This is a genomic window from Pantoea sp. R13S299 (assembly GCF_048515925.1).
GTDB lineage: Bacteria > Pseudomonadota > Gammaproteobacteria > Enterobacterales > Enterobacteriaceae > Pantoea.
Genome location: NZ_JBLYEF010000002.1, coordinates 388,374 through 407,598 on the forward strand (window position 1 = coordinate 388,374; position 19,225 = coordinate 407,598).

Sequence of the window (19,225 nt, forward strand, 5' to 3'; positions counted from 1 at the left end):
GCATGAAACTCTACAATCTTAAGGATCACAACGAGCAGGTCAGCTTCGCCCAGGCGGTGAAACAGGGTCTGGGATCACAGCAGGGTCTGTTCTTTCCGCTGGAACTGCCAGAGTTTGAACTGACCGACATCGATGCGATGCTGGAGATGGATTTTGTCAGCCGCAGCAGCAAAATTCTCTCGGCTTTTATTGGTGACGAGATTCCGGCCCAGCAGCTGCATGAGCGTGTTAAAGCCGCTTTTGCCTTCCCGGCTCCGGTGAAAGCCGTCAGCGAAGATATCGCCTGTCTGGAGCTGTTCCACGGCCCGACGCTGGCGTTTAAAGATTTCGGCGGCCGTTTTATGGCGCAGATGCTGTCGTATGTCTCAGGCTCAGATGAACAGATTACGATTCTGACCGCGACCTCCGGTGATACCGGCGCAGCCGTGGCGCATGCTTTCTACGGCATGAAGAACGTGCGCGTGGTAATCCTCTATCCGCAAGGCAAAATCAGTCCGCTGCAGGAAAAACTCTTCTGTACCCTGGGCGGGAACATCGAAACCATCGCTATCGACGGCGATTTCGATGCCTGCCAGTCGCTGGTCAAACAGGCATTTGATGATGAAGAGCTGAAAAAGACGATTGGCCTGAACTCGGCTAACTCCATCAACATCAGCCGCCTGCTGGCGCAGATCTGCTACTACTTCGAAGCGGTGGCGCAGCTACCGCAGGAAAAACGTAATCAGCTGGTGGTCTCTGTGCCGAGCGGCAACTTTGGTGATTTGACGGCGGGTCTGCTGGCGAAATCGCTGGGCCTGCCGATTAAACGCTTTATTGCCGCCACCAACGCGAACGATACGGTGCCGCGCTTCCTCGGTAACGGCGAGTGGCAGCCTAACCAGACGGTTTCTACGCTGTCGAACGCCATGGATGTCAGCCAGCCTAATAACTGGCCACGTGTGGAAGAGCTGTTCCGTCGTAAAACCTGGCGCTTAACCGATCTCGCCTGTGGCGCCGTCACTGATGAGACCACACGCGCCGCAATGCGTGAACTGGCAGAGATTGGCTATGTTTCCGAGCCACATGCTGCCATCGCCTGGCGTCTGCTGCGCGATCAGCTGCAGGAAGGGGAGTATGGTGTGTTCCTCGGAACCGCGCATCCGGCGAAATTCCGCGAAAGCGTGGAAGCGATTCTTGAGCAGACCCTGACGCTGCCGCCGGAGTTAGCGGAGCGTGCCGATCTGCCGCTGCTGTCGCATCAGATGAAGGGTGACTTCGCCTCATTGCGGGCGTTCCTGCTGAAGTAGGGCTGAGAAAGGCTTCCCGGTTGCGGGAAGCCTGTTTGTGATGTGAGAAGCACAGAGCGTGCGGGGGCGTTACTGCTCCGCGCGCTTAAACACCAGTTCGCTCTCGCTGCTGCTGGCTCCATCAAAACGATAGCCATCCACATCAAACGCCTTAAGCTGTTCCGGCTTTGTCAGGCGCTGCTGAATCACATAGCGACTCATCAATCCACGCGCCTTTTTGGCATAGAAGCTAATCACTTTATAGCTGCCGTTCTTCTCATCGAGGAATACCAGCTTAATTAGCTGTGCCTGCAACTTCTTCGGCTTCACCGATCTGAAATATTCGTCCGAGGCGAGGTTGATCAGCACCTCATCACCCTGTTCTGCCAGCGCGGCATTCAGCGTTTCAGTGATCAGATCGCCCCAGAAGGTGTAGAGATCTTTGCCCGCCTGATTCGCCAGACGAATGCCCATCTCCAGCCGGTAAGGCTGCATCAGATCGAGCGGACGTAACACGCCATACAGGCCTGACAACATGCGCAGATGCTGCTGAGCAAAATCGAAATCCTGATCGCTGAAAGTTTCAGCCTGCAGACCGGTGTAGACATCACCTTTAAACGCCAGGATAGCCTGACGGGCATTCTGCGGTGAGAAATCGGGGTGCCAGCTGTTAAAGCGATCGGCATTGAGGTGCGCCAGTTTGTCGCTGATGCCCATTAACGAGGCGATGCTGGCGGGTGACAAATCGCGCGCAATCTTAATCAGCTGTTGTGACTTTTCTAACAGCGCAGGCTGGGTGAAACGCGTTGTCGCCAGCGGGCTTTCATAATCCAGCGTCTTGGCGGGAGAGATCACCATCAACATAGTTGCTTCCTCGGTTAATGCCTGGTTTAACAGGGTATTGGCAGCTTATCAGGCTACGCAGTGTACCAAAAAAGCCGGAAAGAATGACGAATCACACCTATTTGTTCGCGCTATCGTAAACGGCATTCCCTGACCTTGCGCCACCGTTGCCGCGTGATATTATCGCAACAGCCTTTTTTCACACTGACAGTTAACTAAGAGAAAAGAACATGACGGACAAACTTACCTCCCTGCGTCAGCTCACTACCGTAGTTGCCGACACCGGTGATATCGCAGCCATGAAGCTGTATCAGCCGCAAGACGCCACCACCAACCCTTCTCTGATTCTCAACGCCGCACAAATCCCTGAATACCGTAAACTGATCGATGAAGCGATCGGCTGGGCGCGTGAGCAGAGCAGCAACAAAGAAGAGCAGCTGCAGCTGGTTTCTGACAAGCTGGCCGTGAACATTGGTCTGGAAATTCTGAAACTGATCCCAGGCCGTATCTCGACTGAAGTCGATGCACGTCTCTCTTACGACACTGAAGGCAGCATCGCTAAAGCCCGTAGCCTGATCAAACTCTACAATGATGCCGGTATCAGCAATGACCGCATCCTGATCAAACTGGCCTCTACCTGGCAGGGCATCCGTGCTGCAGAGCAGCTGGAAAAAGAGGGTATCAACTGTAACCTGACCCTGCTGTTCTCCTTTGCTCAGGCGCGTGCCTGTGCCGAAGCGGGCGTGTTCCTGATCTCTCCGTTTGTTGGCCGTATCCTCGACTGGTACAAAGCCAACACCGATAAGAAAGAGTATGCCGCACACGAAGATCCAGGTGTGGTTTCTGTTTCTGAAATCTACAACTACTACAAGCAGCACGGCTATGAAACTGTGGTGATGGGCGCGAGCTTCCGTAACGTCGGCGAAATCATCGAGCTGGCTGGCTGTGACCGTTTGACCATTTCTCCTGCGCTGCTGAAAGAGCTGGCAGAGAGCGAAGGCACCCTGGAGCGTAAACTGAGCTACAGCGGCGAAGTTAAAGCGCGTCCGGCCCGCATGACCGAGTCTGAGTTCCTGTGGCAGCACAACCAGGATCCAATGGCGGTTGCGAAGCTGGCAGAAGGTATCCGCAATTTTGCCGTTGATCAGGGCAAACTTGAGAAGATGCTGGCAGAACTGCTGTAATCGGCTGACCGTGGCGGCGCAGGCTGCCACGGTTTTCCCTTTTCCGACCCTTTCACTTTATATTATCCTCTCTGCTATTCCCCTTTTTACTCCACCGCACCGCGGTAAATCACAGCGAAGCTAATCATGAATACATTACGCATTGGGCTGATCTCGGTCTCCGATCGCGCCGCGAACGGCATCTACCAGGATGAGGGGATTCCCGCGCTGGAGAGCTGGCTGAGTCGCGCAATCAGCAGCCCATTTGAGATTGAGTCCCGGCTGGTGCCCGACGAGCAGCCGATGATTGAGCACGCAATCTGCGAGCTGGTCGATGAACGTTTTTGCCATCTGGTGTTAACCACCGGCGGCACCGGTCCGGCCCGACGCGATGTCACGCCCGACGCCACCTTAGCGGTTGCCGATCGGGAGATGCCTGGCTTTGGCGAGCAGATGCGCCAGATCAGCCTGCAGTTCGTGCCGACCGCGATTCTGTCGCGTCAGGTTGGGGTGATCCGCAAACAGTCGCTGATCCTCAATCTGCCCGGTCAGCCGAAGTCGATCAAAGAGACGCTGGAAGGGCTGAAGGATGAGCAGGGCAAGGTAAAAGTTCACGGTATCTTCGCCTCTGTACCTTATTGTTTACAGTTACTGGAAGGACCTTACGTCGAAACGCATGCCGATGTGGTAGCAGCATTTCGGCCTAAAAGCGCGATACGTGAGATAAATAACTAAATATTCCCCATTTCAGGCATAAGCTATAGCCTTGCTGGTGTGGCAAAAGATTGACGATATAGTAAGGGTAACTTTACAACCTTGTCTCTTTTGCCTCTGGAATATTATGAATCCGACTCATACACAGCGTCTGACCGGTAAGGATTACAAAACCCTGGCGCTGGCCGCGCTGGGCGGCGCGCTGGAATTTTACGACTTCATCATCTTTGTCTTCTTCGCCACCGTGATTGGCGAACTCTTCTTCCCCTCAGATATTCCGGAATGGCTGCGTCAGCTGCAGACGTTTGCCATTTTTGCCGCAGGCTACCTGGCACGTCCGCTGGGCGGCATCGTGATGGCGCATTTTGGCGACAAACTCGGACGCAAAAAGATGTTCAGCCTGAGCATTCTGCTGATGGCGCTGCCGACCCTGATGATGGGCGCTCTGCCGACCTGGCAGACGATTGGTATTGCAGCGCCACTGCTGATGCTGCTGATGCGGATGTTACAGGGCGCGGCGATAGGCGGCGAAGTGCCGGGCGCCTGGGTGTTTGTCGCGGAGCACGTGCCTTACAAACGTATCGGCATCGCCTGTGGCACGCTGACGGCCGGGCTGACTATCGGCATTTTACTGGGGTCGCTGGTGGCGACGCTGATCAATACCTCGATGTCGCAGCAGGCTATTCATGACGGCGGCTGGCGTATTCCTTTCTTCCTTGGCGGCGTCTTTGGGCTGATTGCGATGTTCCTGCGCCGCTGGCTGCATGAAACCCCGGTCTTTATTGAGATGCAGCAGCGTAAAGCGCTGGCTGAAACCCTGCCGCTGAAAACCGTGCTGGCGGAACATAAAAAGTCGATTGTGATCTCTATGCTGCTGACCTGGCTGCTCTCCGCCTGCATCGTCGTGGTGATCCTGATGTCGCCGGTCTGGCTGCAGAAGCAGCAGGGCATCGCGCCCGCCCTGACCCTGCAGGCCAACAGTATCGCCACCGTGATGCTTTGCATCGGCTGCATTATTGCCGGACTCGCTGCCGATCGGTTTGGTGCCAGTCGTACCCTGTGTGTCGGCAGCCTGCTGCTGGCGATCTGTAGCTGGCAGTTTTATCACCTGAGCGTCCTCTATCCGCAGCAGCTCTTCCTGCTTTATGGCATGGCGGGACTCAGCGTTGGTATCGTAGGTGTGGTGCCGTTTGTGATGGTGCGCGCCTTTCCGGCAGAGGTGCGTTTTACCGGACTCTCGTTCTCCTACAATCTTTCCTACGCAATCTTTGGCGGACTGACACCGATTTTTGTGTCGCTGCTGATGAATGTCTCAGTGATGGCACCGTGCTGGTATGTGATGGCGCTGGCGGTGGTGGGATTGCTGACGGGGATCTGGCTGCGGCGTGATGTCAGCCACGAGCCGGGACTGAATCAGGGGATTAAGTCGTTGTAAGAGGATGACGCGGAGCCTGGCTCCGCGTTTTTTTATGCGCAAAGGCAGGCTTAAAGCGCTTTCGCGCCAATCGGCAGAAGGGTGCGGCCAAAGGTTTCGTTCAGCACTTCACCCATCGCCAGATAGCAGGCGCTGGCACCACAAATGATCCCGACCCAGCCCGCAGAGACAACCAGCGCAGGCAGGTGCATGAGATGCGCCACGGCCAGCAGCAGAAACAGCAGCGTGAGCGAGCCGAACACAAACTGAAGCATCCGCGCACCTTTCAGCGTGCCAATAAACATAAACAGCGTGAAGATGCCCCACAGTGCCAGCCAGGCGCCCAGGAAGCGTTCGTCAGGTGCTTTCGCCAGACCCATTCCCGGTAACAGCAGGATCGCCACAAAGCTTAACCAGAACATGCCATAAGAGGTAAAGGCGGTCAGCCCAAAGGTGTTGTTCTTTTTGAACTCCAGCAGACCGGCCAGCACCTGTGCGATCCCGCCATAAAAAATCCCCATCGCTAAAATCGCCACGTCCATGCCAAACAGGCCTGTGTTGTGGAGGTTCAGCAGAATGGTTGTCATGCCAAATCCCATTAAGCCCAGCGGGGCAGGGTTAGCCAGCGTTGAATTTGCCATAGTTCCTCGGCAGTAAGATGATCGTTGATGGAATAAACGGATTCCCGCTTGTTCCCTGAGTGGAACAAGGCGACGCATCATATTCAGCGTTGTGGCCGCGTTCTTTGATCACGACAGGGCCAGAGTTAAAAATTTTTTTTTGGTTTAGCCCTTGATGCGCATCGAAGCGGCCCCATTTACTTGTCATCGAGCGTTGTGAACGTTGGAAAAAAAGCATGTGCTGGCAGTTGAATGCAAACAACCCGCCCACATAAAAGGTTCACAACCCAAATTGGCAACGAATTTAAGTGGGAGATGTTTAGATGGGTAAGATTATTGGTATTGACCTGGGTACAACCAACTCTTGTGTTGCGATCATGGATGGCACTAAAGCACGCGTGCTGGAAAATGCCGAGGGCGATCGCACCACGCCTTCAATTATTGCGTATACACAGGATGGCGAAATTCTGGTCGGTCAACCGGCTAAACGTCAGGCAGTGACCAACCCGCAGAATACCCTGTTCGCAATCAAGCGTCTGATCGGTCGTCGCTTCCAGGACGAAGAAGTACAGCGTGATATTAAAATCATGCCGTACAAAATCACCGGTGCTGACAACGGCGACGCATGGCTGGAAGTGAAAGGCCAGAGAATGGCACCGCCGCAGATCTCTGCTGAAGTGCTGAAGAAAATGAAAAAGACCGCCGAAGATTTCCTCGGTGAGCCAGTGACTGAAGCGGTTATTACCGTACCGGCCTACTTCAACGATGCGCAGCGTCAGGCGACCAAAGATGCCGGCCGTATCGCAGGTCTGGAAGTCAAACGTATCATTAACGAACCGACTGCTGCTGCACTGGCATACGGTCTGGATAAAGGCCAGGGCAACCGCACCATCGCGGTTTATGACCTGGGTGGCGGTACCTTCGATATCTCAATCATTGAGATCGACGAAGTTGACGGCGAAAAAACCTTTGAAGTTCTGGCGACCAACGGTGATACCCACCTGGGTGGTGAAGACTTCGATAGCCGCCTGATTAACTATCTGGTTGCTGAATTCAAGAAAGACCAGGGCATCGATCTGCACAACGATCCACTGGCAATGCAGCGTCTGAAAGAAGCGGCAGAGAAAGCGAAAATCGAACTTTCTTCTGCACAGCAGACCGACGTTAACCTGCCATACATCACGGCAGATGCGACCGGTCCTAAGCACCTGAACATCAAAGTGACCCGCTCTAAACTGGAGTCACTGGTTGAAGATCTGGTTGCACGCTCAATCGCGCCTCTGAAAGTTGCGCTGCAGGATGCGGGTCTGTCTGTTTCAGACATCAATGACGTTATCCTGGTTGGTGGTCAGACGCGTATGCCACTGGTTCAGGCCAAAGTCACTGAGTTCTTCGGTAAAGAGCCACGTAAAGACGTGAACCCGGACGAAGCGGTTGCTGTCGGTGCTGCGGTTCAGGGTGGTGTACTGGGTGGCGACGTGAAAGACGTGCTGCTGCTGGACGTTACCCCGCTGTCACTGGGTATCGAAACCATGGGTGGCGTGATGACTTCGCTGATCACCAAGAACACCACTATCCCAACCAAGCACAGCCAGGTCTTCTCGACGGCTGAAGATAACCAGTCAGCTGTGACCATTCACGTGCTGCAGGGTGAGCGTAAGCGTGCCAATGACAACAAGTCACTGGGCCAGTTCAACCTCGACGGTATCCAGAACGCGCCACGCGGTCTGCCGCAGATCGAAGTGACCTTCGACATCGATGCGGATGGTATCCTGCACGTGTCTGCGAAAGACAAGAACAGCGGTAAAGAGCAGAAGATCACCATCAAAGCCTCTTCAGGTCTGAGCGATGAAGAGATCCAGAAAATGGTGCGTGATGCGGAAGCGAACGCTGAGTCTGACCGCAAGTTCGAAGAGCTGGTACAGACGCGTAACCAGGGTGATCAGATTGCCCACAGCACGCGTAAGCAGCTGGATGAAGCAGGCGACAAACTGTCAGCGGATGATAAAGCGCCAATCGAAGCCGCTCTGGCCGCGCTGGAAACTGCGCTGAGAGGCGAAGACAAAGCTGAAATCGACGCCAAAATGCAGGCGCTGATGGAAGTGTCCGGCAAACTGATGGAAGCAGCACAGCAGTCTCAGGCGGGTGCAGCGGATGCCGGTGACGCGTCAGCGAAGAAAGATGACGACGTTGTCGATGCTGAATTCGAAGAAGTGAAAGACAACAAGAAATAATTGCCCCTGACCGGGCGCGACGGTTGACCTGACAGCCGTTGAAACCAGCACGGGCGTAGGAGATCTCTCCACGCCCGTGCGATCATGTTAAGGGCTAAATAAACATGGCGAAGAGTGATTACTACGAGATTTTAGGCGTCGCCAAATCCGCGGACGAGCGTGAAATCAAAAAGGCCTACAAACGCCTGGCAATGAAATTTCACCCGGACCGTAATCCCGGTGATAAAGATGCCGAAGCTAAATTCAAAGAGGTCAAGGAAGCGTACGAAATCCTGACCGATGCGCAAAAGCGTGCAGCTTACGATCAGTATGGTCATGCAGCCTTTGAACAGGGCGGCATGGGTGGCGGTGGATTCGGCGGCGGCGGCTTTGGTGGCGGCGGTGCAGAATTCAGCGATATCTTTGGCGACGTGTTCGGTGACATCTTTGGTGGTGGACGCCGTCAGCGCGCATCCCGTGGCGCCGATTTACGCTACAACATGGAGCTGTCGCTGGAAGAAGCGGTACGCGGCGTGACCAAAGAGATCCGCATTCCAACGCTGGAAGAGTGTGATGTCTGCCACGGCAGCGGCGCGAAAGCGGGAACGCAGCCACAAACCTGTTCAACCTGTCACGGTGCAGGCCAGGTGCAGATGCGCCAGGGCTTCTTCACCGTACAGCAGGCCTGTCCGACCTGTCATGGTCGTGGCTCGGTAATTAAAGATCCGTGCAACGCCTGTCATGGTCATGGCCGCGTTGAGAAGTCGAAGACGCTGTCAGTGAAAATCCCTGCAGGGGTCGACACTGGCGATCGCATTCGTCTGAGTGGCGAAGGCGAAGCGGGCGAGCAGGGCGCACCGGCTGGCGATCTCTACGTTCAGGTATCGGTTAAGAAACACCCGATCTTCGAGCGTGAAGAGAACAATCTCTACTGTGAAGTGCCGATCAACTTTGCGATGGCGGCGCTGGGCGGTGAGATTGAAGTGCCGACACTGGATGGTCGCGTGAAGCTGAAAGTGCCGTCAGAAACGCAGACTGGCAAGCTGTTCCGCATGCGCGGACGTGGCGTCAAATCGGTACGTGGCGGCGCGGTCGGCGACCTGTTGTGTCGCGTCGTGGTGGAAACACCGGTCAGCCTGAATGAAAAACAGAAAGCGCTGTTGCGTGAACTGGAAGAGAGTTTTGGCGGCCCAAGCGGCGAGCATAACAGCCCGCGCTCCAAGAGCTTCTTCGACGGCGTGAAAAAATTCTTTGATGACTTAACCCGTTAAGTTCATCTTCTCAAAAAGCCAGCGCTCAGCCGCTGGCTTTTTTTTTGCCTGCGATCAACGCTTCGTTATTTCCGAACGATCCCCGCTAAATAAACTGTTTTTTTCGAGCTGTCATTCCCGTTACTCTTAAGCACTTTGATTGACCTCTGGAAAAGGATAACGCGTGTGAACATCAGACTGAAAAAACTCCTTGAAAGCGACGCTACCGGCGGTGTGGTGCTGATTATTGCTGCCGCACTGGCGATGTTGCTGGCCAATAGCGGCGCAACGCAACAGGGCTATCGCGATCTGCTGGCAATTCCGGTGGAATTCCGCTTTGGCAGTCTCGATATCAGTAAAGACCTGCTGCTGTGGATAAACGATGCGCTGATGGCGCTGTTCTTCCTGATGGTGGGGCTGGAGGTCAAACGCGAACTGGTGATGGGCGCGCTGGCTAAGCGTGAACAGGCGCTGTTCCCGCTGATTGCGGCGCTGGGTGGCATGATGGCCCCGGCGCTCATCTTTCTGCTGTTTAACGGTGCCGATCCGGGCACCCGTAGCGGCTGGGCGATCCCGACCGCCACCGATATCGCCTTCGCGCTGGGGATTCTGGCGCTGCTGGGCAGTCGCGTGCCGCCCGCGCTGAAGATTTTCCTGATGGCACTGGCGATCATCGACGATCTCGGCGCCATCGTGATTATCGCCCTGTTTTACACTCACCATCTTTCGATGGCTTCGCTGGGCGTTGCCGCTGCTGCTATTGCCGTGCTGGCGCTGATGAACCTGCTCAACGTGCGAAACACCGGTCTCTATCTGCTGGTGGGGCTGGTGCTGTGGGTGGCCGTGCTGAAGTCCGGAGTTCATGCGACGCTGGCGGGCGTGGTAGTCGGCTTCCTGATCCCGCTGGCGAAGAAAGAGGGGCACTCTCCGGCGATCCATCTTGAGCATGCGCTCCATCCCTGGGTGCGCTGGGTCATTCTGCCGCTGTTTGCCTTTGCCAATGCGGGAGTGTCGCTGACGGGTGTCTCGTTTGGCAGCCTGTTCTCGCTGCTGCCGCTGGGCATCATCGCCGGGCTGCTGATTGGTAAGCCTCTTGGCATCACGCTGTTCTGCTGGCTGGCAGACAAAACCGGCTTAGCGAAGCTGCCGGAAAATACCGATATCAAAGATATCGCGGCAGTGGGCGTGCTGTGCGGCATTGGCTTCACCATGTCGATATTTATCGCCTCGCTGGCCTATGGCGACATCAGCGCTGAACTGATGACGCTGGCGAAGCTGGGGATTCTGTCAGGCTCGATTCTGTCGGCGGTGCTGGGCTATGTCATTCTTGGCTGGCGTCTGAAACAGCGTCCGGCGTAGAGCATCTTATGGCGCATATTAATTACAATCATCTCTACTATTTCTGGCACGCCTGCCGTGCGGGATCCATTACGGCGGCCGCAGAGGCCCTCTCACTGACGCCGCAGACGATTACCGGGCAGATTAAGGCGCTCGAGGAGCGCCTGCAGGGCAAGCTGTTCCGGCGTCAGGGAAGGGGTCTGGTGCCCACTGAACTGGGGCAGCTGGTGTTCCGCTACGCAGATCGCATGTTTATGCTGGGTCAGGAGATGCTGGATATCGTTAACTACCGCAAAGAGTCCCATCTGCTGCTGGATGTCGGCGTGGCAGATGCGCTCTCTAAGAAACTGGTCAGCAAGGTGCTGGAAACCGCGGTGGTGGCAGAGGAGAAGATTCACCTGCGCTGTTTTGAATCGACCCACGAGATGCTGCTGGAGCAGCTCAGTCAGCATAAGCTGGATATGATTATTTCTGACTGCTCCATCGATCCCACCCAACAGGAAGGGTTGTTTTCGGTGAAGCTGGGGGAGTGTCCGATCAGTTTCTGGTCCACCCAGCCGCTCACCGAACGCTCTTTTCCGGCCTGTCTGGAGATGCGACCTCTGCTGATTCCGGGACGCCGCTCCATGCTGGGACGCAAAATCCTCAACTGGATCACGGCCCAGGGATTGCACGTGGAGATTCTCGGTGAGTTTGATGATGCGGCACTGATGAAGGCGTTTGGTGCGCGGCAGAAGGCGATTTTTGTCTCGCCTGCGCTGGAGATGAGTCAGCAGGCGGGCATCTATGAAGTCGGGCGGCTTGATGCGGTGTCAGAGGAATATCACATCCTCTTCGCAGAGCGGATGATTCAGCATCCGGCGGTGCAGCGTCTCTGTCACGCAGACTTCAGCGGACTCTTTCCCCGCCAGAGTACAGACGAAAAAAAACCGGCGTAAGCCGGCTTTTTCAACAAAGCGATTAACAACAGGCGATTAAGCCAGTTTGTTGATCTGTGCAGTCAGGTTAGATTTATAACGTGCAGCTTTGTTTTTGTGGATCAGACCTTTAGCGGCCTGACGATCCACGAGTGGTTGCATTTCATTGAATGCGTTCTGCGCAGCAGCTTTGTCGCCTGAAGCGATCGCCGCGTATACTTTCTTAACGAAGGTACGCATCATTGAGCGGCGGCTAGCGTTATGCTTACGGCGTTTCTCAGATGTTACGGCGCGTTTCTTAGCTGATTTGATATTAGCCAAGGTCCAACTCCCAAATGTGTTCTATAGAGACAAATCAAAGGCCGAGGACTATGCCCTTCTAACCTGATTTTGTCAATGGATTTGTGCAAATAAGCGTCGCCCTAAGAGCGGCACTCGGTTACGTATTTGATGGCGCAAGATTCTACCAGCTTCCCCTCGCTGAATACAGTATTTCGCGACAAAATTCTTAACATGCGCATCTGCAACAGGAAATGCAGCGCCTAAAGCATGAAAGGCGTGCTGACGGGTTAACCTGAGTCGCTTTCAAGGGTATAATCCGCCGATTTCCACCGGTTTGGGCCAGCCATGAAGTTTATCCGCGGTATTCATAATCTTAACGAGCAGCATCGCGGCTGCGTTCTGACCATTGGTAATTTCGATGGCGTGCACCGTGGGCATCAGGCGCTGATGTCGCGTCTGTGTGAAGAGGGGCGTAAGCGTAATCTGCCGGTCGTGGTCATGGTGTTTGAGCCACAGCCGCTGGAGCTGTTTGCCGGTGATAAAGCCCCGGCTCGCCTGACACGCCTCCGTGAAAAGCTGCGATACATGGCGGAAGCGGGTGTCGATAAAGTGCTGTGCGTGCGGTTTGACCGTCGCTTTGCGGCCTTGTCCGCCCAGCGTTTTATCAGTGACCTGTTAGTCGACAAGCTGGACGTAAAGTACCTTGCGGTAGGCGATGATTTCCGCTTCGGCGCTGGTCGCCAGGGGGATTTCCTGTTATTACAGAAAGCCGGTGCGGAGTATGGCTTTGAGGTCGTCAGCACCGAAACCTTCTGTGATGGCGGTAAGCGAATCAGTAGTACCGCCGTGCGTCAGGCGCTGGCTGCAGATGATTTAGCGCTGGCGCAGTCGCTGTTAGGTCATCCTTTCACTATTTCCGGCCGCGTCGTGCACGGTGATGCACTGGGACGCACGCTGGGTTTCCCCACTGCGAACCTTCCTTTACGCCGCAGCGTCACGCCGGTGAAAGGGGTTTATGCAGTGGAAGTACAGGGTCTGACGCCCGAGCCACTGCCAGGTGTCGCCAATATCGGCACCCGCCCGACCGTAAAAGGTTTACGCCAGCAGCTTGAAGTTCACCTGCTCGACATCAATATGGATCTCTATGGTCGTCACATTGATGTGGTGCTGAAACAGAAAATACGAAACGAGCAGCGCTTTGCCTCACTGGAGGCGTTGAAAGAACAAATTGCGAACGATGTGGTAACGGCCCGGCAGTTCTTCGGGCTGCTTTAACCTGAGCGAAAAACGGAATCGAGAATCTGATGAGTGACTATAAATCTACCCTGAATTTGCCGGAAACGGGATTCCCGATGCGTGGCGATCTGGCCAAACGCGAACCGGGAATGTTGCAACGCTGGTATGCCGACAACCTGTACGGCATCATCCGCGAAGCCAAAAAAGGGAAAAAAACCTTTATCCTGCATGATGGCCCTCCGTATGCGAACGGCAGCATTCATATTGGTCACTCCGTTAACAAGATTCTGAAAGACATTATCGTTAAGTCGAAAGGCATGGCGGGTTATGACTCGCCATATGTGCCGGGCTGGGACTGTCACGGTCTGCCAATCGAACACAAAGTTGAGCAGATGATCGGCAAGCCAGGCGAGAAAGTCAGCGCTGCTGAATTCCGCGCAGCATGCCGCAAATACGCTGCTGAACAGGTTGAAGGCCAGAAGGCGGACTTTATCCGTCTGGGCGTGCTGGGCGACTGGGATCGTCCTTACCTGACCATGGACTTCGGCACCGAAGCCAACATCATTCGTGCGCTGGGTAAAATCATCGGCAACGGCCACCTGCATAAAGGCGCGAAGCCAGTGCACTGGTGCCTGGATTGCCGTTCTGCTCTGGCAGAAGCGGAAGTCGAGTATTACGACAAAACCTCTCCGTCGATTGATGTGATGTTCAATGCCATCGATGCCGACGCGGTGCGTCAGGCATTTGGCGTATCACAGGTCAATGGCCCGATCTCACTGGTCATCTGGACGACGACGCCGTGGACATTACCGGCTAACCGCGCCATCTCCCTGCATCCAGAATTTGAGTATCAGCTGATCCAGATCGAGGGCCGCGCCCTGATCCTGGCGAAAGAGCTGGTGGAAAGCGTCATGAAGCGTGCCGGTGTCAGCGAATGGCAGGTACTGGGTGAATGTCAGGGCGCTGCGCTGGAGTTGCAGAAGTTCCAGCATCCGTTCCTGGCGCTGGAGTCGCTGGTAGTGCTGGGCGATCACGTGACGCTGGACGCGGGTACCGGTGCTGTTCACACCGCACCAGGCCACGGTCCGGATGACTATGTCATCGGCCAGAAATATGGCATCGAAACCGCTAACCCGGTCGGACCGGATGGTACCTATCTGCCAGGCACTTATCCGACGCTGGATGGGGTCAACGTCTTTAAAGCCAACGACATGATCGTTGAGCTGCTGAAAGAGAAAGGCGCGCTGCTGCACGTTGAGAAACTGCTGCACAGCTACCCGCACTGCTGGCGTCATAAAACGCCGATCATCTTCCGTGCTACGCCGCAATGGTTCATCAGCATGGATCAGAAAGGATTGCGTGCGCAGTCGCTGAAAGAGATCAAAGGCGTGCAGTGGATCCCGGACTGGGGCCAGGCGCGTATCGAATCCATGGTGGCGAACCGTCCTGACTGGTGCATCTCCCGTCAGCGTACCTGGGGCGTGCCGATGGCGCTGTTTGTTCATAAAGAGAGCGAAGAGCTGCACCCGGACACGCTGGCGCTGATGGAGAAAGTGGCGCAGCGCGTTGAGCAGGAAGGCATTCAGGCCTGGTGGGATCTCGACCCGCGCGAACTGATGGGCGACGACGCCGATCATTACGTTAAAGTGCCGGATACGCTGGATGTCTGGTTTGACTCCGGTTCAACAAGCTATTCCGTGGTTGATGCGCGTCCTGAATTTGGCGGACATGCACCTGACCTCTATCTGGAAGGATCCGATCAGCATCGCGGCTGGTTTATGTCCTCGCTGATGATCTCCACGGCGATGAAGGGCAAAGCGCCTTATCGTCAGGTACTGACGCACGGTTTCACCGTGGATGGTCAGGGCCGCAAGATGTCGAAATCGATCGGCAACACGGTCGCACCGCAGGATGTGATGAACAAACTGGGCGCCGATATTCTGCGTCTGTGGGTGGCCTCAACCGACTACTCGGGTGAAATGGCGGTCTCTGATGAGATCCTCAAGCGCTCGGCCGATGCCTATCGCCGTATCCGTAACACCGCACGCTTCCTGCTGGCTAACCTCAGCGGCTTCAACCCGGCCACCGATCTGGTGAAACCGGAAGAGATGGTCGTAGTGGATCGCTGGGCAGTAGGTCGCGCACAGGCAGCACAGGCCGATATTGTTGCCTCTTACGAGAATTACGATTTCCACGAAGTGATCCAGCGTCTGATGCAGTTCTGCTCGATTGAGATGGGCAGCTTCTATCTCGACATCATCAAGGATCGTCAGTACACCGCGAAAGGCGATGGCCTGGCACGTCGCAGCTGCCAGACCGCGCTGTGGCATATCGTCGAAGCGCTGGTGCGCTGGATGGCACCGATCATGTCCTTTACCGCGGATGAGATCTGGGGCTACCTGCCAGGTGAACGTGCGCAGTATGTCTTCACCGAAGAGTGGTATCAGGGTCTGTTTGGCCTGGCAGAAGATGAAGCGCTGAATGACGCCTACTGGGCTGAGCTGCTGAAAGTGCGTGGCGAAGTGAACAAGGTGATCGAGCAGGCGCGTGCGGATAAACGCATCGGTGGCGCACTGGAAGCGACGGTCACGCTGTATGCCGATCCGGAGCTGGCCGCAAAACTGCAGGCGCTGGGCAATGAACTGCGCTTTGTGCTGCTGACCTCTGGCGCACAGGTGGCGGATTACGCCCTGGCGAACGACGAAGCGCAGCAGAGTGAAGGGCTGAAAGGTCTGAAAATCGCGCTGCACAAGGCGGAAGGCGAGAAATGTCAGCGCTGCTGGCATTACACTACCGACGTCGGACAGAATCCTGAGCATGCTGAGGTCTGTGGTCGTTGTTACACTAACGTAGCCGGTGACGGCGAACAGCGTGAATTTGCCTGATGCGTAAACCTATTTTATCAACCGGATTGCGCTGGCTGTGGCTGGTGCTGGTGGTGATTGTTGTCGACTTCGCCAGTAAGCAGTGGGTGATGAACAACATGATGCTGCATGAAACCCAGCCGCTGATGCCTTATCTGAATCTGTTCTACGCCCACAACTATGGCGCGGCGTTCAGTTTCCTGGCAGACAAAGGCGGCTGGCAGCGCTGGTTCTTTGCCGGTATTGCTCTGGCTATCGTCATCTCACTGATGGTGATGATGTATCGCAATCACGCCAGTCAGAAGATGGCTAACATCGCCTATGCTCTGATCATTGGCGGCGCGATCGGCAATCTGTTCGATCGCTCATACCATGGCTTTGTGGTCGATTTTATCGATTTCTATGTCGGTAACTGGCACTTCGCTACATTTAATATCGCTGACTGCGGCATCTGTATTGGTGCGGCACTGGTGGTGCTGGAGGGCTTTTTCAGCCCGAACGGCAAACAGGCTAAACAGAAAGGGTAAGTGATGACTGAGTCCGTACAGCGCGAAAGCGCGGTGTTGGTGCATTTTACGCTGAAGCTGGAAGATGGCTCGACGGCGGAATCGACCCGTGCAAACGGCAAGCCCGCGCTGTTCCGTCTCGGTGATGGCAGCCTCTCTGCGGCACTTGAGGAGGCACTGCTGGGGCTGAAAGCGGGTGAAACTAAACAGTTCACCCTCGAACCGGAAGACGCCTTTGGCGGCGTCAGCCCTGACCTGATTCAGTATTTCTCGCGTCGGGACTTTATCGATGCAGGCGAACCTGAAGTGGGCGCCATCATGCTGTTCAGCGGCATGGGCGGCAGTGAAATGCCAGGCGTGATCCGTGAAGTCTCCGGTGACTCGATCACCGTGGATTTCAACCATCCGCTGGCAGGTCGTCGTATTCAGTTTGATGTAGAGGTGCTGGAAATCGATCCGGCACTGGAGGCGAACGATGCAAATCCTGTTAGCTAATCCGCGCGGTTTCTGCGCTGGCGTTGATCGCGCCATCAGTATTGTTGAGCGCGCGCTGGAGATGTATGGCGCGCCCATCTACGTTCGTCACGAAGTGGTGCATAACCGCTACGTGGTGAACAGCCTGCGTGAGCGCGGCGCTATCTTCATTGAAGAGATCAGCGAAGTGCCGGATAACGCGATTCTGATCTTCTCCGCGCACGGCGTTTCACAGGCCGTACGTGCCGAAGCCAAAGCACGCAATCTGACTATGTTGTTCGATGCTACCTGTCCGCTGGTGACCAAAGTACATATGGAAGTGGCGCGCGCCAGCCGTAAGGGCGTGGAAGCGATACTGATTGGTCATGCGGGGCATCCGGAAGTTGAAGGCACCATGGGGCAGTACAATAACCCTAATGGTGGCATGTATCTGGTGGAGTCACCGGAAGATGTCTTCAGGCTGACCGTCAAAGACGAAAACAATCTGAGCTTCATGACGCAGACCACACTGTCGGTGGATGACACCTCTGACATCATTGATGCCCTGCGTCAGCGTTTCCCGGCGATCATCGGGCCGCGTAAAGATGATATCTGCTACGCCACCACCAACCGTCAGGAAGCCGTTCGAACCCTGGCGAAAGAGGCGGAAGTGGTGCTGGTGGTCGGTTCGAAGAACTCCTCCAACTCCAACCGTCTGGCCGAGCTGGCACAGCGCGCCGGTAAACTGGCGAAGCTGATCGACTCTGCGGATGATATTCAGGAAGAGTGGGTAAAAGGCGTGGCCTGCATTGGCGTTACCGCAGGTGCCTCAGCTCCCGATATTCTGGTGCAGCAGGTGATCCAGCGTCTGCGTGAGCTGGGCGGCGAAGCGGCGATTGAGCTGATTGGCCGTGAAGAGAATATTGTCTTCGAAGTGCCTAAAGAGCTGCGCGTCGAAGTACGAAACGTGCAGTAACTCTTCGATATGACTGGTAAAAAGGCCGACTCTGTTCGGCCTTTTTTGTTTTTGTAGTCTGCCAGAAACGCTGTGGTTTGCTGCGATGATTGCTTTTACTGATAATCACGGGCGGCTGGCATAAAATTCTTATTATCACGGATTAATAGTGGCGTGACTGTTAACTCATCGTTAACCTGATGACGCTTTGGATGCATAGTTTTGTTTTAGGAATGAATAAATATGAACACTATCCGCATTGCTATTGTGGGCGCGCCGGGCCGAATGGGCCGTAATCTGATTCAGGCGACGCAGCAGGCAGCAGGCGTTGAACTGGGTGCGGCACTGGCCCGTCCAGGCTCATCGCTGACCGGCAGCGACGCTGGTGAATTAGCGGGCATTGGGAAGAATGGCATCCTCATCGCAGACGATTTACGTGCGGTGATCAACGACTTTGATGTGCTGATCGACTTCACCCGGCCGGAAGGCACGCTGGAGTATATGGCAATCTGCCGTGAGTACAGCAAAGCGATGGTGATTGGCACCACTGGTTTTGATGAGGCAGGCAAAGCGGCCATTCGCGCAGCGGCGAAAGAGATCGCCATTGTGTTCGCCGCTAACTTCAGCGTAGGGGTTAACCTGGTGCTGAAGCTGCTCGAGAAGGCTGCCAAAGTGATGGGTGAGTACGCGGATATTGAGATCGTCGAAGCCCACCACCGCCATAAAGTCGATGCGCCGTCTGGCACCGCGCTGGCGATGGGTGAGGCGATAGCCGACGCCATGCAATGGAAACTGGATGAGCATGCGGTCTATACGCGTGAAGGCCACACCGGCGAACGCCAGCCGCAGACCATCGGTTTTGCGACGGTACGCGCGGGTGATATCGTGGGTGAGCATACGGCGATGTTTGCAGATATCGGCGAGCGGGTAGAGATTACCCACAAGGCGTCGAGCCGTATGACCTTTGCAAATGGCGCGGTTAAGTCGGCTTTATGGCTGAAAGATAAGAAATCTGGCCTGTTTGATATGCGGGATGTGCTGGATTTGTCGATGTTGTGAGTGTTGTGAACCATCGTGATGTGGTTATTTCAATCGTTAATATCTTGATTGAAAAGGGGCAATGTTTTCATTGCCCTTAATTTTATCTGAAAAAAGGCTTCCTGATTAAAAATCCCGCTCTGACTCTTATTTT

17 protein-coding genes are annotated in these 19,225 nt (G+C 55.2%); 14 read left to right on the forward strand and 3 right to left on the reverse strand.

Annotated elements, in window-relative coordinates:
* Nucleotides 1-2 precede the first annotated feature (2 nt).
* Nucleotides 3-1,286 carry a threonine synthase gene (gene thrC, locus ACN1CO_RS12760; RefSeq protein WP_419139250.1) on the forward strand — a complete coding sequence of 428 codons (1,284 nt, stop codon included), beginning with the start codon at nt 3-5 and terminating at the stop codon, nt 1,284-1,286.
* A 69-nt stretch (nt 1,287-1,355) separates the two neighbouring features.
* On the opposite strand, the gene yaaA is transcribed toward thrC, so the two are convergent.
* Nucleotides 1,356-2,129, reverse strand: a complete 774-nt coding sequence (gene yaaA, locus ACN1CO_RS12765) for a peroxide stress protein YaaA (protein WP_419139251.1) — start codon at nt 2,127-2,129, stop codon at nt 1,356-1,358.
* Nucleotides 2,130-2,338: 209 nt separating this feature from the next.
* On the opposite strand from yaaA, the gene tal reads away from it, so the two are divergent.
* The 3 genes from tal to ACN1CO_RS12780 all read left to right on the forward strand — a co-directional run bounded on the left by tal (nt 2,339) and on the right by ACN1CO_RS12780 (nt 5,420).
* Nucleotides 2,339-3,292: a transaldolase gene (tal, locus tag ACN1CO_RS12770; protein ID WP_013356716.1), complete on the forward strand. Its 954-nt coding sequence runs from the start codon at nt 2,339-2,341 to the stop codon at nt 3,290-3,292.
* 126 nt (nt 3,293-3,418) lie between these two features.
* Nucleotides 3,419-4,006, forward strand: a complete 588-nt coding sequence (gene mog / locus ACN1CO_RS12775) for a molybdopterin adenylyltransferase (protein WP_419139252.1) — start codon at nt 3,419-3,421, stop codon at nt 4,004-4,006.
* Between the two features lie 106 nt (nt 4,007-4,112).
* Nucleotides 4,113-5,420, forward strand: coding sequence for an MFS transporter (locus ACN1CO_RS12780; RefSeq protein ID WP_419139253.1), 1,308 nt, complete (start codon nt 4,113-4,115; stop codon nt 5,418-5,420).
* Between the two features lie 50 nt (nt 5,421-5,470).
* On the opposite strand, the gene satP is transcribed toward ACN1CO_RS12780, so the two are convergent.
* Nucleotides 5,471-6,040 (reverse strand): acetate uptake transporter, encoded by a 570-nt coding sequence (gene satP / locus ACN1CO_RS12785; RefSeq protein WP_419139254.1) that lies wholly within the window; start codon nt 6,038-6,040, stop codon nt 5,471-5,473.
* A 302-nt stretch (nt 6,041-6,342) separates the two neighbouring features.
* On the opposite strand from satP, the gene dnaK reads away from it, so the two are divergent.
* The 4 genes from dnaK (at nt 6,343) to nhaR (ending at nt 11,758) form a co-directional block, all read left to right on the forward strand.
* Nucleotides 6,343-8,253 (forward strand): molecular chaperone DnaK, encoded by a 1,911-nt coding sequence (dnaK, locus tag ACN1CO_RS12790; protein WP_419139255.1) that lies wholly within the window; start codon nt 6,343-6,345, stop codon nt 8,251-8,253.
* Between the two features lie 104 nt (nt 8,254-8,357).
* Nucleotides 8,358-9,503, forward strand: coding sequence for a molecular chaperone DnaJ (dnaJ, locus tag ACN1CO_RS12795; protein ID WP_419139256.1), 1,146 nt, complete (start codon nt 8,358-8,360; stop codon nt 9,501-9,503).
* 165 nt (nt 9,504-9,668) lie between these two features.
* Nucleotides 9,669-10,841 carry a Na+/H+ antiporter NhaA gene (gene nhaA, locus ACN1CO_RS12800; protein ID WP_419139257.1) on the forward strand — a complete coding sequence of 391 codons (1,173 nt, stop codon included), beginning with the start codon at nt 9,669-9,671 and terminating at the stop codon, nt 10,839-10,841.
* 8 nt (nt 10,842-10,849) lie between these two features.
* Entirely contained in the window at nt 10,850-11,758 is a 909-nt protein-coding gene (nhaR, locus tag ACN1CO_RS12805; protein ID WP_419139258.1) for a transcriptional activator NhaR, read from the forward strand.
* 36 nt (nt 11,759-11,794) lie between these two features.
* Here the strand turns inward: nhaR and rpsT are convergent, their stop codons facing one another.
* A complete protein-coding gene (gene rpsT / locus ACN1CO_RS12810; protein ID WP_008925553.1) occupies nt 11,795-12,058 on the reverse strand; it encodes a 30S ribosomal protein S20 in 264 nt (87 codons plus the stop codon).
* Between the two features lie 306 nt (nt 12,059-12,364).
* Between rpsT and ribF the strand changes: the two genes are divergently transcribed.
* From ribF to dapB, 6 genes are all read left to right on the forward strand, one after another.
* Nucleotides 12,365-13,294, forward strand: a complete 930-nt coding sequence (gene ribF / locus ACN1CO_RS12815) for a bifunctional riboflavin kinase/FAD synthetase (RefSeq protein ID WP_419139259.1) — start codon at nt 12,365-12,367, stop codon at nt 13,292-13,294.
* A 29-nt stretch (nt 13,295-13,323) separates the two neighbouring features.
* Complete coding sequence (gene ileS / locus ACN1CO_RS12820; RefSeq protein WP_419139260.1) at nt 13,324-16,140, forward strand: isoleucine--tRNA ligase; 2,817 nt, start codon at nt 13,324-13,326, stop codon at nt 16,138-16,140.
* On the forward strand, nt 16,140-16,646 hold the full coding sequence (gene lspA / locus ACN1CO_RS12825) for a signal peptidase II (RefSeq protein WP_090964192.1): 507 nt from the start codon (nt 16,140-16,142) through the stop codon (nt 16,644-16,646). The genes ileS and lspA overlap by 1 nt, the downstream gene beginning before the upstream one ends.
* Before the next feature lie 3 nt (nt 16,647-16,649).
* Nucleotides 16,650-17,120, forward strand: coding sequence for an FKBP-type peptidyl-prolyl cis-trans isomerase (fkpB, locus tag ACN1CO_RS12830; protein ID WP_315309466.1), 471 nt, complete (start codon nt 16,650-16,652; stop codon nt 17,118-17,120).
* Nucleotides 17,101-18,054 (forward strand): 4-hydroxy-3-methylbut-2-enyl diphosphate reductase, encoded by a 954-nt coding sequence (gene ispH / locus ACN1CO_RS12835; RefSeq protein WP_419139261.1) that lies wholly within the window; start codon nt 17,101-17,103, stop codon nt 18,052-18,054. Before fkpB ends, ispH begins: the two co-directional genes overlap by 20 nt.
* A gap of 222 nt (nt 18,055-18,276) precedes the next feature.
* Nucleotides 18,277-19,092, forward strand: coding sequence for a 4-hydroxy-tetrahydrodipicolinate reductase (gene dapB, locus ACN1CO_RS12840; protein ID WP_419139262.1), 816 nt, complete (start codon nt 18,277-18,279; stop codon nt 19,090-19,092).
* Nucleotides 19,093-19,225 lie beyond the last annotated feature (133 nt).

Coding starts and splice junctions, on each gene's coding strand:
- thrC (WP_419139250.1), top strand. CDS start 3: ATGAAACTCTACAATCTTAAGGATCACAACGAGCAGGTCAGCTTCGCC.
- yaaA (WP_419139251.1), bottom strand. CDS start 2,129: ATGTTGATGGTGATCTCTCCCGCCAAGACGCTGGATTATGAAAGCCCG.
- tal (WP_013356716.1), top strand. CDS start 2,339: ATGACGGACAAACTTACCTCCCTGCGTCAGCTCACTACCGTAGTTGCC.
- mog (WP_419139252.1), top strand. CDS start 3,419: ATGAATACATTACGCATTGGGCTGATCTCGGTCTCCGATCGCGCCGCG.
- ACN1CO_RS12780 (WP_419139253.1), top strand. CDS start 4,113: ATGAATCCGACTCATACACAGCGTCTGACCGGTAAGGATTACAAAACC.
- satP (WP_419139254.1), bottom strand. CDS start 6,040: ATGGCAAATTCAACGCTGGCTAACCCTGCCCCGCTGGGCTTAATGGGA.
- dnaK (WP_419139255.1), top strand. CDS start 6,343: ATGGGTAAGATTATTGGTATTGACCTGGGTACAACCAACTCTTGTGTT.
- dnaJ (WP_419139256.1), top strand. CDS start 8,358: ATGGCGAAGAGTGATTACTACGAGATTTTAGGCGTCGCCAAATCCGCG.
- nhaR (WP_419139258.1), top strand. CDS start 10,850: ATGGCGCATATTAATTACAATCATCTCTACTATTTCTGGCACGCCTGC.
- ribF (WP_419139259.1), top strand. CDS start 12,365: ATGAAGTTTATCCGCGGTATTCATAATCTTAACGAGCAGCATCGCGGC.
- ileS (WP_419139260.1), top strand. CDS start 13,324: ATGAGTGACTATAAATCTACCCTGAATTTGCCGGAAACGGGATTCCCG.
- lspA (WP_090964192.1), top strand. CDS start 16,140: ATGCGTAAACCTATTTTATCAACCGGATTGCGCTGGCTGTGGCTGGTG.
- fkpB (WP_315309466.1), top strand. CDS start 16,650: ATGACTGAGTCCGTACAGCGCGAAAGCGCGGTGTTGGTGCATTTTACG.
- ispH (WP_419139261.1), top strand. CDS start 17,101: ATGCAAATCCTGTTAGCTAATCCGCGCGGTTTCTGCGCTGGCGTTGAT.
- dapB (WP_419139262.1), top strand. CDS start 18,277: ATGAACACTATCCGCATTGCTATTGTGGGCGCGCCGGGCCGAATGGGC.